This is a genomic window from Pseudogulbenkiania subflava DSM 22618, from assembly GCF_900177275.1.
Taxonomy (GTDB): Bacteria; Pseudomonadota; Gammaproteobacteria; order Burkholderiales; family Chromobacteriaceae; genus Pseudogulbenkiania; species Pseudogulbenkiania subflava.
This window is the reverse complement of sequence record NZ_FXAG01000015.1, coordinates 1-12,990: the sequence shown is the minus strand read 5'-3', so window position 1 is coordinate 12,990 and position 12,990 is coordinate 1. Positions and strand designations below refer to the sequence as shown.

Genomic DNA, 12,990 nt, shown 5'->3' with positions numbered 1-12,990 from the left:
GGCCGTCATCGGCCGGTTCGTGGAATCGAGATGAAACTGTCTGCACAACACCTGGTCCGCCCGGAAATCGCCGCCATGGGCGCCTATCACGTCGCCGATGCCTCGGGCCTGATCAAGCTCGACGCCATGGAGAACCCCTACCGCCTGCCGCAACCGCTGCGCGCGGAACTGGGGCAGGCGCTGGCCGACGCGCTGATCAACCGCTATCCCGATCCGCACGGGGGCGGCTTGAAGCAGCAGCTCAAGAACGCGTTCGCCATCCCGGCGGCGGCCGAGGTGTTGCTCGGCAACGGCTCCGACGAAATCATCACGCTGGTGGCACAGGCCTTGGCCAGGCCCGGCGCGGTGATGCTGGCGGCCGAGCCGTCGTTCGTCATGTACAAGATGAACGCGCTGTTCTCCCGGCTGGAGTACGTCGGCGTGCCGCTCAAGGCGGACTTTACCCTCGACCTGCCGGCGATGCTGGCCGCCATCGAACGGCACCAGCCTGCCGTGGTGTTTCTGTCCTACCCCAACAACCCGACCGGCAACCGCTTCCCGCGTGAAGATGTGTTGGCGGTATTGGACGCCGCGCCGGGGCTGGTGGTGGTCGACGAGGCCTACCAGGCCTTCGCCGACGACAGCTTCATGGATCTCGCCGGTCGCGTCGACAACCTGCTGGTGATGCGCACGCTGTCCAAGCTCGGCCTGGCCGGCATCCGCCTGGGTTACGCCGCCGGCTCTCCGGACTGGATCGCCGAACTCGACAAGGTGCGCCCGCCGTACAACGTCAACGTGCTGACCCAGGCCGCCGCCAAGGTGGCGCTCAAGCACATGGATGTGTTCGATGCCCAAGCCAGCGAACTGCGCCGCGAGCGTGCCAGGTTGGCCGAAGCGCTGGCACAGTGGCCAGCCTGCACCGTATTCCCGAGCGAGGCCAATTTCCTCACGGTCCGCGTCCCAGACGCCCCGGACCTGTTCGACTACCTGCGTCAGCAGGGCATCCTGATCAAGAACCTGCACGGCGCCCACCCCTTGCTTGCGCATTGCCTGCGCTTCACCGTCGGCTCGCCGGACGAGAATTCCGCGGTACTTGCCGCGCTTAACGCCTATTTCGAATGACCATGCGCACCGCTACCGTTACCCGCAATACGCTGGAAACCCAGATCACCGTCAGCCTCAACCTGGACGGCACCGGCCACTCCCATTTCGATACCGGCGTGCCGTTCCTCGACCATATGCTGGACCAGATCGCCCGCCACGGCCTGATCGACATCGAAATCGTCGCCAAGGGCGATCTGCACATCGACGCCCACCATACTGTCGAGGACATCGGCATCACCTTCGGCCAAGCCTTCGCCAAGGCCATCGGCGACAAGAAGGGCATCCGTCGCTACGGCCATGCCTACGTGCCGCTCGACGAGGCGCTCTCGCGCGTGGTGATCGACCTGTCCGGCCGTCCCGGCCTGCAGTACCACATCGACTTCACCCGCGCCGCCATCGGCGGCTTCGACGTCGACCTGTTCTCCGAATTTTTCCACGGCTTCGTCAACCACTCGATGGTGACGCTGCACATCGACAACCTGCGCGGCGTCAACAGCCACCACCAGGCCGAAACCGTGTTCAAGGCCTTCGGCCGGGCGCTGCGCATGGCGGTCGAGTTCGACGAACGCATGGCCGGCGTGACGCCGTCCACCAAAGGGACGCTGACAGCATGAAAGTCGCCGTTATCGACTACGGCATGGGCAACCTGCACTCCGTGCTGAAATCCGTCGAGGCCGTCAACGAGGTTGGTGCCGAGGTGTTTCTGACGCGCGACCCCGAGGCCATCGTCAAGGCCGACAAGGTGGTGTTTCCGGGGCAGGGCGCCATGCCCGATTGCATGCGCGAACTGAATAGCTACGGCTTGGCCGAAGCGGTGATCGAAACCACCAAGAGCAAGCCGTTCTTCGGCATCTGCGTTGGCGCCCAGCTGTTGTTCGAGCACAGCGCGGAGGGGGATACCCCCGGTCTCGGGCTGTTTGCCGGCAACGTAGTGCGTTTTGCCGACGGCATGGTCGACGCCAACGGCGATCGCCTCAAGGTGCCGCACATGGGCTGGAACCGGGTGTTCCAGACCCGGCCGCACCCGCTGTTCGCCGGCATCGACGACGGCGAGCGCTTCTACTTCGTGCACAGCTACCATTTCGCCCCGGCCGACCCCGGCCTGACCCTGGCCGAGTGCGAATATCCTGGCCGGTTTTCCTGCATCGTGGGGCGCGACAACGTGTTCGCAACCCAGTTTCACACCGAAAAGAGCCACCGCGCGGGACTTCAGATGATGAAGAACTTCCTCGCCTGGGACGGCGCTGTTTAACTTTCTACGACGCAACGCACCATGCTGCTCATTCCCGCTATCGACCTGAAAGACGGTCAGTGTGTCCGCCTCAAGCAAGGCGTGATGGAAGATGCCACCGTATTTTCCGACGACCCGGTCAAGGTCGCGCTGCACTGGCGCGACCAGGGCGCCCGCCGCCTGCACCTCGTTGATCTGAACGGTGCCTTCGCCGGCAAGCCGAAGAACCTCAGCGTGATCCGCGATATCCTCGCCGAAGTGGGCGATGACATGCCGGTACAGTTGGGCGGCGGTATCCGTGACCTTGATACCATTGATGCCTATCTCGGCATGGGTCTCAAGTACGTCATCATCGGCACCGCCGCGGTGAAGAACCCCGGCTTCCTGCATGACGCCTGCGACGCCTTCCCCGGACAGGTCATCGTCGGCCTCGACGCCAAGGACGGCATGGTCGCTATCGACGGCTGGGCCAAGATCACCCCGCACAACGTGATCGATCTGGCCAAGCGTTTCGAGGATTACGGCGTGGCCTCGGTGATCTACACCGACATTGGCCGTGACGGCATGCTCAACGGCGTCAACATCGACGCCACCGTCAAGCTGGCACAGGCGTTGACCATCCCGGTGATCGCCTCCGGCGGCCTGACCAACCTCGACGACATCAAGCAGCTGTGCGCGGTGGAAGGCGAAGGCATCGAAGGTGCCATCACCGGCCGCGCCATTTACGAAGGCAGCATCGACTTCGCCCAAGCCCAGAACCTGGCCGACGAGTTGAGCGTCTAATTGATTTGCGGGGCACTGCCGCACCAGTCATGTGGCTGGTGACGGGGTGTCCCGTCTTGCCGTGGTAGCACTCGCCCATGCCTTTAGCCAAACGCCTCATTCCCTGCCTCGATGTCACTGCCGGCCGCGTGGTGAAAGGGGTCAATTTCGTCGGCCTGCGTGACGCCGGCGACCCGGTGGAAATCGCCCGTCGTTACAACGAACAGGGTGCCGACGAGCTGACCTTCCTCGACATCACCGCCAGTTCCGACGACCGCGACATCATCCTGCACGTGATCGAGTCGGTCGCCGAACAGGTGTTCATCCCGCTGACCGTGGGGGGAGGCGTGCGCAAGGTCGAGGATATCCGCCGCCTGCTCAACGCCGGCGCCGACAAGGTCAGCATCAACACTGCCGCCGTGACCAACCCGGAACTGGTGAAAGAGGCTGCAGACAAGTTTGGCAGCCAATGCATCGTGGTCGCCATCGACGCCAAGGCGGTGACGCCGGAGAACGACCGCTGGGAGGTGTTCACCCACGGTGGACGCAACCGCACCGGGCTCGACGCGGTGGAGTGGGCGCAGAAGATGCAGGAGTTGGGGGCCGGCGAGATCCTGCTCACCAGCATGGACCGTGACGGCACCAAGATCGGCTTCAACCTGCCGTTGACCCGGGCCGTGTCCGACGGGGTGAACATTCCGGTGATCGCTTCGGGCGGTGTCGGCAACCTGCAGCATCTGGTCGACGGCATCAAGGAAGGCAAGGCCGATGCGGTACTGGCCGCCAGCATCTTCCACTTTGGCGAATACACCGTGCGTGAGGCCAAGGAAGCGATGCAGGCCGCCGGTATCGAAGTGCGGCTGTAAGTCAGACTGAAAGAATGGAAGCGAAGATGAACTGGCTTGATGAAGTGAAGTGGGACGAGGACGGTCTGGTGCCGGCCATCGCCCAGGACGTCCGCAGCGGCCGTGTGCTGATGGTGGCGTGGATGAACCGCGAATCGCTGCAGCTCACCGCCGATACCGGCATCGCCCATTACTGGAGCCGCTCGCGTCAGCGCCTGTGGAAGAAAGGCGAGGAGTCGGGCCATCTGCAAAGCGTCAAGGAACTGCGCCTCGACTGCGACGGCGACGTGGTCACCATGCAGGTGGAGCAGGCCGGTGGCATTGCCTGTCATACCGGCAGGGAAAGCTGCTTCTACCGCCGCTACGAGAATGGCGGCTGGGTAGTGGTGGACGAGGTGCTGAAAGACCCCGACGCCATTTACCACCAGCATTGAGCCGGCCTTCCCGGCCGATATTTGACCTAGGATAACCCTGTTCGACCTTTGTTACCGGGCGGTAACGGAATCGACATATACTTGCCGGATTAACCGCACAGGAACCCCGACACCATGAGCATTGACGTGCTGAAAACGATCGGCGACACGCTGGAAGCCCGGCGCGAGGCCAGTCCGCAGTCCTCCTACGTGGCTTCGCTGTTCCACAAGGGCGAGGATGCCATCCTGAAGAAGGTCGCCGAAGAGGCCGCCGAAACCCTCATGGCGTCGAAGGACAAGGACAAACTGCACCTGGTGCGCGAAGTGGCCGATTTGTGGTTCCACTCGATGGTGCTGCTCACCTATCATGGCCTGCGCGCCGAGGACGTGCTGATGGAGTTGAAGCGTCGCGAGGGCATTTCCGGCATCGACGAAAAAGCCTCCCGTACCCCGACCGCCTGATATCCAAGGATTTGTGGACATGAGTGACTGCCTCTTCTGCAAGATTGCTGCCGGCGAAATCCCCTGCGACAAGGTATACGAAGACGACGACGTGCTCGCCTTCCACGACATCCGGCCCATCGCCCCGGTGCACTTCCTGGTCATTCCGAAGCAGCACGTGGCGTCGCTCTCCGATTGTGGCCCGGAGCACGAGGCCATGCTGGGCCGCTTGCTGGCGCATGTTCCCAAGCTGGCGCGCGAGCAGGGGCTGGCCGCCGGTTTCAAGACCGGCATCAACACTGGCCGCGCCGGCGGCCAGGAAGTGTTTCACCTGCATATCCATGTGTTCGGTCACAAGGCCTGAGCAACATGACCGTGGCGCTGTCCAGGCGCGCGGCCTGAACGATTGTATTAAGTAAAGGGAAGTCATCATGGGTTCTTTCAGCATTTGGCACTGGCTCATCGTGTTGGTGGTCGTGGTCCTGATCTTCGGCACCAAGAAGCTGCGTAACGTCGGCGAGGATCTCGGCGGCGCCGTGCGCGGTTTCAAGGAAGGCATGAAGGGCGAGACCGAGAAGGATGACAAACCGGCAGGCCGTGTTATCGACGGCGAGTCCGAGAAGAAGTAAGCGGCGGACGGCGCGGTGTTTGAGATCAGTTTTGGCGAGCTGCTGCTGATTGGCGTGGTGGCGCTGGTCGTCCTGGGGCCGGAAAAGCTGCCGACGGTGGCGCGCACCCTGGGTGCCCTGATCGGCCGGGCGCAGCGCTTCGTCGCCAGCGTCAAGGCCGACATCCACCAGCAGGCCGACCTGACCGGCCTCTCCTCGCTGCAGCAGGAAGTACAGAACGCGGCCGCTTCGTTCCGGCAAAGCATCGAGACCGAGATGAAGGAGGTCGAAGGTGTGGTGCAGGAGAATGTCGCGGCCGTGCGTGCAGCCGGTGACGAGGCCGCCGCGGTGCTCGATTCGGCCCGCTCATCGGTTACCTCCAACTCTCCCGAGCCGGATGCGGTGCTGGGAGCCGATCTGTTTGCGGCCGCTCGTGAAGGCGACGCCGCCGGGCCGGGCGCCGCAGCCGCCGTTGTCCACGATGAAAACCAGCTGGATCTGTTCGACAGCCCTCCGGTGAAACCTGCCACCCCTCCTGCCGAAACACGCGAATGAACGAACAGCCTCTCCTGGCGCATCTGATCGAACTGCGCACGCGCCTGGTGCGTGCCGCCGCCGGCCTGCTGATTGTGTTTCTGGCCCTGTTCCACTGGTCCGGGGACATTTACCACCTGCTGGCCAAGCCTTTGCTCGACGTGCTGCCCAGCGGCAGCAACATGATCGCCACCGACGTCACCGCGCCGTTTTTTGTGCCGGTCAAGGTGACCATGCTGGTGGCGTTCCTGATCTCGTTGCCCAATACCCTGTATCAGATCTGGGCCTTCGTCGCTCCGGGCCTGTACGCCCATGAGAAAAAGCTGATTCTGCCGCTGGTGGTGTCCAGCGTGGTGCTGTTTTTCACCGGCATGGCCTTTGCCTACTTCCTGGTGTTCCCGGTGGTGTTCGGCTTCATGTCTTCGGTAACCCCGCAAGGGGTGGCGATGATGACCGACATCGACAAGTACCTGTCCTTCGTTCTCGGCATGTTCGTCGCCTTCGGCGTCACCTTCGAGGTGCCGATCGTGGTGATCCTGCTGACGCGCATGGGCATCGTGACGGTGGAGAAACTGCGTGCCGGCCGCCCCTACGTCATCGTCGGTGCTTTTGTCGTCGCCGCCGTGGTGACGCCGCCCGACGTGTTGTCGCAGATCATGCTGGCGCTGCCACTGTGGTTGCTGTACGAGTTCGGCATTGTCATGGCCATTTTCTTCGGGCGTCAGCCCAAGCGCGAGACCGCATGAGTGTACGTTTCTTTCATTGGGGGGCGATCGTCAGTCTGATCGCCCTGATCCTGCTGACCCTGGGCTGGGAGCTGTGGCTGGCTCCCTTGCGGCCGGGCGGCTCGCTGCTGGCCCTGAAGGCGGTGGTACTGCTGGCGCCGCTGATGGGGGTGCTCAAGGGGCGGGTTTACACTTACCAATGGTCGAGCATGTTCATCCTCGCCTTCTTCGCCGAAGGCGTGATGCGCGCCTGGGCCGACGCCGGGCTTTCACAACAGCTGGCCGGCCTTGAAGTCATGCTGACGGTGTTGTTCTTCGGCTTCGTCATCTTTTTCGTTCGCTCCAGCCAATCCCAAAAAAATACATAATTGTCCTGCCTTACCCTTCTGGAATGTCCTATAACTGACTGAAACAGTAATAACGATTCAGCCTGGTAATGTGGCCAATAGGGGGTAGGAGATGGATAGCGCTTCCATCAAGGACATCGGGATATCTCCGAGGTCCGTGCATGTGGATCCGCTGCTGGAATGCCTGTTCCAGCTGACGCGCATTCATGGCGTGACGACCACGCACGAGGCGTTGGTGGCGGGCATCCCGCTCTCCAACAATCGGCTGACACCGGCCTTGTTCGGTCGCGCCGCGCGGCGCACCGGCCTCGCTTCGCGCGTGAGCCGGCGCCCGCTCGACACGATCGATCAGCATCTGCTCCCAGCGGTATTGCTGCTCAAGGATGACGATGCCTGCCTGTTGTGGGGCTGGAACGATGACGGCTCTGCCCGTATCAGCCTGGGCGCCTTGAGCGACGGCGAGATGACCATGGCGCGCGAAGAGCTCGATGGGCGGTATCTCGGCTATGCCATCTTCGTGCGTCCCCGTTTCCGCTTCGAACCGCGTGCTCCCGAACTGGGCCGGGTGCGCACGCGCCACTGGTTCTGGCAGGCGTTGCTGGAGTGCCGTCCGCTGTACCGCGATGCCTTGGTTGCGGCCACCTTGCTGAATCTCTTCGCGCTGGCGACGCCGGTGGTGACCATGAACGTCTACGACCGCGTCGTGCCGAACCGGGCCACCGATACCCTGTGGGTGCTCGCGCTCGGCTTGGGGCTGGTGCTGCTGTTCGACTTCCTGCTGCGCATGACACGCAGCTACTTGATCGACATTGCCGGCAAGCGGGTCGATGTCATGCTGTCTTCCCTGATCTTCGAAAAAGTCGTCGGTCTGCGTTTCGATGCGCGGCCGGCCTCGGTCGGCGCGTTTGCCGCCAATCTGCGCGCCTTCGAGCAGGTGCGCGATTTCATCGCTTCGGCCACCGTGACGGCCTTCGTCGATCTGCCTTTCGTGCTGCTGTTCATGGCGGTGATCGCCTGGATTTCCCCGTGGTTCCTGCTGCCTCTGTTCCTGGCAATGGTGCTGATTCTCGGCGCGGCGCTGTTGATTCAGCCGCGCATGCAGTCGCTGACGCAGGACAGCTTCAAGGCGGCGGCGCAGCGCAATGCCTACCTGGTGGAGGCACTGGTCGGGCTCGAGGCGATCAAGACGCAGTGTGCCGAGGGCGAGCAGCAGCGGCGCTGGGAGGCAGCCACGTTGTTCCTGGCCCAGATCGGTACCCGGCTCAAGGTGCTGTCGTCGCTGGCGAGTCACTTTGCGTCGTTTCAGCAGCAGGTGATCGTGGTCGGCATTCTGATCGTCGGGGTGTACGCCATCATCAATGGGGACGCCAGCCTGGGGGCTTTGATTGCGGCGATGATGCTCAGCAGCCGTGCGCTGTCGCCGATGGGGCAGGTGGCTGGGCTCTTGACGCAATACCACAACGCACGCAACGCCCTGACATCGCTGGAGGGCTTGATGAAGATGCCGGTGGAGCGGGACAGCGACACGCCCTTCTTTCACCGCGTGCAGTTTGTCGGTGAGATCGAGTTCAACAACGTCAGTTTCGTCTACCCGGGCACACAGCAGGCGGTGCTGAAGAATGTGTCGTTCCGTATCAAGGCTGGCGAGCGGGTGGCCTTGCTGGGCCGGGTGGGTTCGGGCAAGAGCTCGCTGCAGAAGTTGATGATGGGGTTGTATTCGCCGACCGAGGGGGCGGTACGGGTCGACGGCATCGATATCCAACAACTGGACCCGGCCGAATTGCGGCGCCACGTCGGCTATGCGGCGCAAGATCCGCTGCTGTTCTATGGCTCGCTGCGGCAGAACATCACCATGGGGTCGAGCTTCGTCCACGATGCCAGTGTGGTTGCCGCCACCGAGATGGTCGGGCTGAGCGATTTCGTCAACCATCATCCACAGGGCTACGACATGCTGATCGGGGAGCGTGGCGAGTCGCTGTCCGGGGGGCAGCGCAAGGCGGTGTGCCTGGCGCGGGCACTGGTCAACGCACCCCGCATCCTGCTGCTGGATGAGCCGACCAGCAATATGGACAGCGCCAGCGAGACCAAGGTGAAGCAGTCGCTGGCCAAGCTGGCGCAGGGGCGGACCATGGTGCTGGTGACGCACCATGCGGGGCTACTCGATCTGGTCGATCGCCTCATCGTGCTGGATCAGGGGCAGGTGGTGGCGGATGGTCCGAAGCAGCAGGTGCTGGAGGCGCTCAAGGAAGGGCGGCTGGGGAGAGGGCTATGAGCGAGGGTCGCGGTTGGCGCCATTGGCTGCGGGTGCGGCTGTCGGGCGCGGAAGGGGGACTGGGGCCGGCCTGGCTGGAGCGCTGGCTGGACTGGCTGAGTGCTCGCGATCTGCAGGAGCGGCAGGATTTTGCCGCCGATGCCGATTGGGCCATCCTGGAGCAGCAGCCGGTTCGGCCGCGCTTCTTCGTCTGGCTGCTGCTGGCGATCGTGTTTGCCGGTTTGGTGTGGGCGTCGCTGGCCCAGGTGGACGAGGTGGCGCGCGGCGAGGGCAAGGTGGTGCCCTCCAGCCAGATTCAGCGCATCCAGAGCCTGGACGGGGGTGTGGTGTCGGAGATTCTGGTGCGCGAGGGGAATCGGGTGCAGAAGAACCAGCTGTTGTTGAAGATCGACAGCACCCGTTTCGAATCATCGCTCAACGAGAACCGCGCACAGTACCTGTCGCTGCTGGCCAAGGCGGCGCGATTGCGCGCCATCACCGATGGCCAGGCCTTCGTGGTGCCGCCCGAGGTGCAACGCGAAGCGCCCGACATCGGGGCACACGAGCTGGAGCTGTACGGTTCGAAACGGCGCGAGCTCGAGGCCAACGTGTCGATTGCCCGCCAGCAGCTGGCGCAGCGCAACCAGGAACTGGTGGAAGTGCGGGCGCGGCGGGAACAGGCCGAGCAGGGGCTCGGCTATACCACCAAGGAGCTGCAGGTGACCCGTCCGCTCAAGGACACCGGGGCGGTTTCGGACGTGGATCTACTGCGGCTGGAGCGTGACGTCAGCCGCTTCCGCGGTGAGCGCGACATGGCGGCGGCACAGATTCCCAAGATCCAGGCGGCCATCGCCGAGGCGCAGCGCAAGATCGAGGAGGTGGAGTTGTCGTTCCGCAACCAGGCCAGCGCCGAGTTGTCCGAGACCCTCGGCAAGCTGAGCAGCCTGACCGAAACCCGGGTGGCGCTGAACGACCGGGTGAAGCTGGCCGAGTTGCGCTCTCCGGTCAACGGTACGGTGAAACAGCTGCTGGTGAACACCATCGGCGGCGTGGTGCAGCCGGGCAAGGACATCGTCGAAATCGTGCCGACGGAAGATACGCTGTTGCTGGAAGCGCGCATCCTGCCGCGTGACATCGCCTTTCTGCATCCGGGGCAAAAAGCCTTCGTCCGCTTCACGGCCTATGATTTCGCGATCTACGGAGGGCTGGACGCCACGCTGGAACAGATCGGTGCCGATACCGTCACCGACGACAAGGGCAACGCCTTCTATCTGGTACGGGTGCGGACGCGCAAGTCTTATTTGGGGAGTGCTTCCCGTCCGATCATTCCGGGCATGGTGGCCGAGGTGGACATCATGACCGGCAAGAAGAGCATCCTGTCCTATCTGCTCAAACCGGTGCTGCGTGCCCATAGCTATGCCATGACCGAGAGGTAAGGCCGTGACGATCCTGCTCGCGACCTCGAGTCTGTATCTGTGCCAACGCTGGACGGAGGCACTGGCCAACGACGACCCGGTGGTGGTGGACGACGGCGATCACCTGGACCGACAACTGGCCAGCGAGGCGCCGAGCGTGCCTCTGCTGCTGGACTTGGCTTGGTCGCACGCGCCGCGCGGCGATGCGGACTGGCAAGCGCTTGCCCGGCGATGCCGGCCGCTGGTGCTGGCCGATGCCCCGCAGGAGCAGCAGGGCCTGCACCTGTTCGGTCTTGGCGTGCGCGGCTATGGGCATACGCTGTCGCCGGCGATCATGCTGCGGCTGATGGTCGATACCGTCCTCAATGACGGGGTGTGGGTCGGCGCGGCGCTGATGGCGCAGATGATCGGCACCCTGTCCCGTGCCATCCCGGAGAAGCCGACGGTGGATGGCTGGCGCGATGCGCTCAGCGTGCGGGAGCAGGAGGTCGTGGAGCAACTGCTGACCGGTGCCAGCAACAAGCTCATCGCCCGTGAAATGGGTATCAGCGAGCGCACCGTCAAGGCGCACCTGAGCGCGGTGTTTGAAAAGCTCGATGTTTCCGACCGTTTGCAATTGCTGCTGAAGGTACGAAGTTAGCCGGGCTATTGCCCTTCAGTACAATAAGAACTTGTTGATCGGCCTCCTATGCTTACGGTATCCATTCACCGAGTATAGGGAGAAGCATCATGGCCATCACGACGCATGTTTCCAGCGAAATCGCCGTGTCGGGCGAAGCCAAGGTCGATAGTGTCCACGGCTCCGTCAGAGTCATCAATGGCCAGGGTGAAGTCCGTCTGCTCAAGGCGGGGGACATCGTCCACGTTGGCGAGCGGATCGTGGCGGATGCCGATGGCTCCGCCGTGCTGCTCACGGCCAGCGGCGACTCCCTGGTCATCGAAGGAGGGCGGCTGGTCGGTCTGGACGAGTCCATCCTCAATCCTCAGGCCGTTCCCGATACTCATGAAGCGGCGCTGCAGGCGCCGTCGGTGGAGCAGCAGGCCGCCTCGGACACCAATGCCATCCTGCAGGCCCTCGAGGCGGGTCAGGACCCCTTCGCGGCCTTGGCGCCGGCCGCAGCCGGCTTGAGCGGGGCCGGCGGCGAGGATGGCGGGCTCACCTTCATCCGCCTGGCGCGCATCACCGAGGGGCTGACCGATATCGGGCTGGTGGGTAGTTTCGATATCGCCAACGTGCAGCAGAACGACCTGGGCGGCACCTTGCCTGCTCTCTCGGTAAACAATGGTGTCACCATCAGCGACCTGACCCCGACGGCGCAGGGCGGCGAAGGCACGGTCTCCGAAGCGGCGCTGAGCATCGGCAGCAATCCGAGCGCGACCACCGAAAGCATGAGCGGCTCCTTCAAGGTGACGGCGGCCGACGGCCTGGACGAAATCGTCATCGGCGGGGTTAAGGTGGTCGACAACAACGCGCTGACGGCGAACACCACCATCATCACGGCGCTGGGCAGCACCATCACCATCACCGGGTTCGACCCGGCCACCGGGGTGGTGAGCTACACCTACACGCTGAACACGGCGGAAACGCACGCCAGCGGCGACGGCAACAACAGTCTGTTCGACAACGTGGCGGTGACGGCCACCGATGTGGACGGTAGCAGCAGCAACGGCACGCTGAGCGTGAACATTGTCGACGACGTGCCGACGGCAAGTCTGGACACTAACAGCGTTGCAGCCGGCACCGTTGGTCCGGTGACGGGCCAGGTGCTGACCAACGACGTGTTCGGCGCCGACGGCCCGGCCACGACATCGCCGGTGGGCGGTGTCGTGGGCATTGCGGCCGGCACCACTGCCGGCGGCGAAGACGCCAATGTCGGTACCCCGATCCATGGTCTCTACGGCACGCTAACGCTCAAGGCGGATGGCTCCTACACCTACACCCGCGACGTGGGCTCGCAGGGCGGTCATGACGACGTCTTCACCTACACCATCAAGGATGGCGACGGCGACCTGTCGCACACCACGCTGACCATCTCGATCGGCGACGCCACCCCGACCGTCTCGATCCCCGAGGCCGGCGGCAGCGACACCACCGTCTATGAAGCCGGCCTGCCGGCGCGTGTCGGCGAACCGGCCGGTTCGAATTCGGCCGCCACCTCCGAGACCACCTCCGGCAGCATCGGCTTCACCTCGCCGGATGGCATTCAAGCCGTGTCGCTCGGCGGCCATGTGCTGACCGGCACGTCGACGACGTTCCCCGTCGAGACATTGCCAAACGGCACGACGGGCCAACTGACGGCGAGCTATGTCTACGATGCCGCCACCGGCATCGGCA

General features: G+C 63.8%; 16 protein-coding genes. All 16 read left to right on the top strand.

Annotation, left to right across the window (positions count from 1 at the left end; translation table 11 throughout):
• Window positions 1–30: 30 nt before the first annotated feature.
• A complete protein-coding gene (hisC, locus tag B9N72_RS13455) occupies window positions 31–1,101 on the top strand; it encodes a histidinol-phosphate transaminase (RefSeq protein WP_085276831.1) in 1,071 nt (356 codons plus the stop codon).
• A 2-nt stretch (window positions 1,102–1,103) separates the two neighbouring features.
• Window positions 1,104–1,697, top strand: a complete 594-nt coding sequence (gene hisB / locus B9N72_RS13450; protein WP_040652113.1) for an imidazoleglycerol-phosphate dehydratase HisB — start codon at window positions 1,104–1,106, stop codon at window positions 1,695–1,697.
• Window positions 1,694–2,335 (top strand): imidazole glycerol phosphate synthase subunit HisH, encoded by a 642-nt coding sequence (hisH, locus tag B9N72_RS13445; RefSeq protein WP_085276830.1) that lies wholly within the window; start codon window positions 1,694–1,696, stop codon window positions 2,333–2,335. The genes hisB and hisH overlap by 4 nt, the downstream gene beginning before the upstream one ends.
• 21 nt (window positions 2,336–2,356) lie before the next feature.
• Window positions 2,357–3,097 carry a 1-(5-phosphoribosyl)-5-[(5-phosphoribosylamino)methylideneamino]imidazole-4-carboxamide isomerase gene (gene hisA, locus B9N72_RS13440; RefSeq protein ID WP_085276829.1) on the top strand — a complete coding sequence of 247 codons (741 nt, stop codon included), beginning with the start codon at window positions 2,357–2,359 and terminating at the stop codon, window positions 3,095–3,097.
• A gap of 77 nt (window positions 3,098–3,174) precedes the next feature.
• Window positions 3,175–3,942, top strand: a complete 768-nt coding sequence (gene hisF / locus B9N72_RS13435) for an imidazole glycerol phosphate synthase subunit HisF (protein ID WP_085276828.1) — start codon at window positions 3,175–3,177, stop codon at window positions 3,940–3,942.
• A 14-nt stretch (window positions 3,943–3,956) separates the two neighbouring features.
• Window positions 3,957–4,355, top strand: a complete 399-nt coding sequence (hisI, locus tag B9N72_RS13430) for a phosphoribosyl-AMP cyclohydrolase (RefSeq protein ID WP_085276827.1) — start codon at window positions 3,957–3,959, stop codon at window positions 4,353–4,355.
• 114 nt (window positions 4,356–4,469) lie between these two features.
• Window positions 4,470–4,796 carry a phosphoribosyl-ATP diphosphatase gene (locus B9N72_RS13425; RefSeq protein ID WP_008952123.1) on the top strand — a complete coding sequence of 109 codons (327 nt, stop codon included), beginning with the start codon at window positions 4,470–4,472 and terminating at the stop codon, window positions 4,794–4,796.
• Window positions 4,797–4,815: 19 nt separating this feature from the next.
• Window positions 4,816–5,139, top strand: a complete 324-nt coding sequence (locus tag B9N72_RS13420; RefSeq protein WP_085276826.1) for a histidine triad nucleotide-binding protein — start codon at window positions 4,816–4,818, stop codon at window positions 5,137–5,139.
• Between the two features lie 67 nt (window positions 5,140–5,206).
• Window positions 5,207–5,404 (top strand): Sec-independent protein translocase subunit TatA, encoded by a 198-nt coding sequence (gene tatA, locus B9N72_RS13415; protein ID WP_008952125.1) that lies wholly within the window; start codon window positions 5,207–5,209, stop codon window positions 5,402–5,404.
• 15 nt (window positions 5,405–5,419) lie between these two features.
• Window positions 5,420–5,938 carry a Sec-independent protein translocase protein TatB gene (gene tatB / locus B9N72_RS13410; RefSeq protein WP_085276825.1) on the top strand — a complete coding sequence of 173 codons (519 nt, stop codon included), beginning with the start codon at window positions 5,420–5,422 and terminating at the stop codon, window positions 5,936–5,938.
• A complete protein-coding gene (tatC, locus tag B9N72_RS13405) occupies window positions 5,935–6,663 on the top strand; it encodes a twin-arginine translocase subunit TatC (protein WP_085276824.1) in 729 nt (242 codons plus the stop codon). Before tatB ends, tatC begins: the two co-directional genes overlap by 4 nt.
• Window positions 6,660–7,010: a DUF2069 domain-containing protein gene (locus B9N72_RS13400; RefSeq protein WP_085276823.1), complete on the top strand. Its 351-nt coding sequence runs from the start codon at window positions 6,660–6,662 to the stop codon at window positions 7,008–7,010. The genes tatC and B9N72_RS13400 overlap by 4 nt, the downstream gene beginning before the upstream one ends.
• Before the next feature lie 142 nt (window positions 7,011–7,152).
• Window positions 7,153–9,261 (top strand): type I secretion system permease/ATPase, encoded by a 2,109-nt coding sequence (locus B9N72_RS13395; RefSeq protein ID WP_327078296.1) that lies wholly within the window; start codon window positions 7,153–7,155, stop codon window positions 9,259–9,261.
• Window positions 9,258–10,676, top strand: coding sequence for an HlyD family type I secretion periplasmic adaptor subunit (locus B9N72_RS13390; RefSeq protein ID WP_085276821.1), 1,419 nt, complete (start codon window positions 9,258–9,260; stop codon window positions 10,674–10,676). Before B9N72_RS13395 ends, B9N72_RS13390 begins: the two co-directional genes overlap by 4 nt.
• Window positions 10,677–10,680: 4 nt before the next feature.
• Complete coding sequence (locus B9N72_RS13385) at window positions 10,681–11,295, top strand: helix-turn-helix transcriptional regulator (protein WP_085276820.1); 615 nt, start codon at window positions 10,681–10,683, stop codon at window positions 11,293–11,295.
• Window positions 11,296–11,384: 89 nt separating this feature from the next.
• Window positions 11,385–12,990: retention module-containing protein (locus B9N72_RS13380; RefSeq protein ID WP_143477831.1), on the top strand; the 1,606-nt coding region annotated here is incomplete at its 3' end.

Coding starts and splice junctions, on each gene's coding strand:
- hisB (WP_040652113.1), top strand. CDS start 1,104: ATGCGCACCGCTACCGTTACCCGCAATACGCTGGAAACCCAGATCACC.
- B9N72_RS13420 (WP_085276826.1), top strand. CDS start 4,816: ATGAGTGACTGCCTCTTCTGCAAGATTGCTGCCGGCGAAATCCCCTGC.
- tatC (WP_085276824.1), top strand. CDS start 5,935: ATGAACGAACAGCCTCTCCTGGCGCATCTGATCGAACTGCGCACGCGC.
- B9N72_RS13400 (WP_085276823.1), top strand. CDS start 6,660: ATGAGTGTACGTTTCTTTCATTGGGGGGCGATCGTCAGTCTGATCGCC.
- hisC (WP_085276831.1), top strand. CDS start 31: ATGAAACTGTCTGCACAACACCTGGTCCGCCCGGAAATCGCCGCCATG.
- hisA (WP_085276829.1), top strand. CDS start 2,357: ATGCTGCTCATTCCCGCTATCGACCTGAAAGACGGTCAGTGTGTCCGC.
- B9N72_RS13390 (WP_085276821.1), top strand. CDS start 9,258: ATGAGCGAGGGTCGCGGTTGGCGCCATTGGCTGCGGGTGCGGCTGTCG.
- B9N72_RS13425 (WP_008952123.1), top strand. CDS start 4,470: ATGAGCATTGACGTGCTGAAAACGATCGGCGACACGCTGGAAGCCCGG.
- hisH (WP_085276830.1), top strand. CDS start 1,694: ATGAAAGTCGCCGTTATCGACTACGGCATGGGCAACCTGCACTCCGTG.
- hisI (WP_085276827.1), top strand. CDS start 3,957: ATGGAAGCGAAGATGAACTGGCTTGATGAAGTGAAGTGGGACGAGGAC.
- tatA (WP_008952125.1), top strand. CDS start 5,207: ATGGGTTCTTTCAGCATTTGGCACTGGCTCATCGTGTTGGTGGTCGTG.
- hisF (WP_085276828.1), top strand. CDS start 3,175: ATGCCTTTAGCCAAACGCCTCATTCCCTGCCTCGATGTCACTGCCGGC.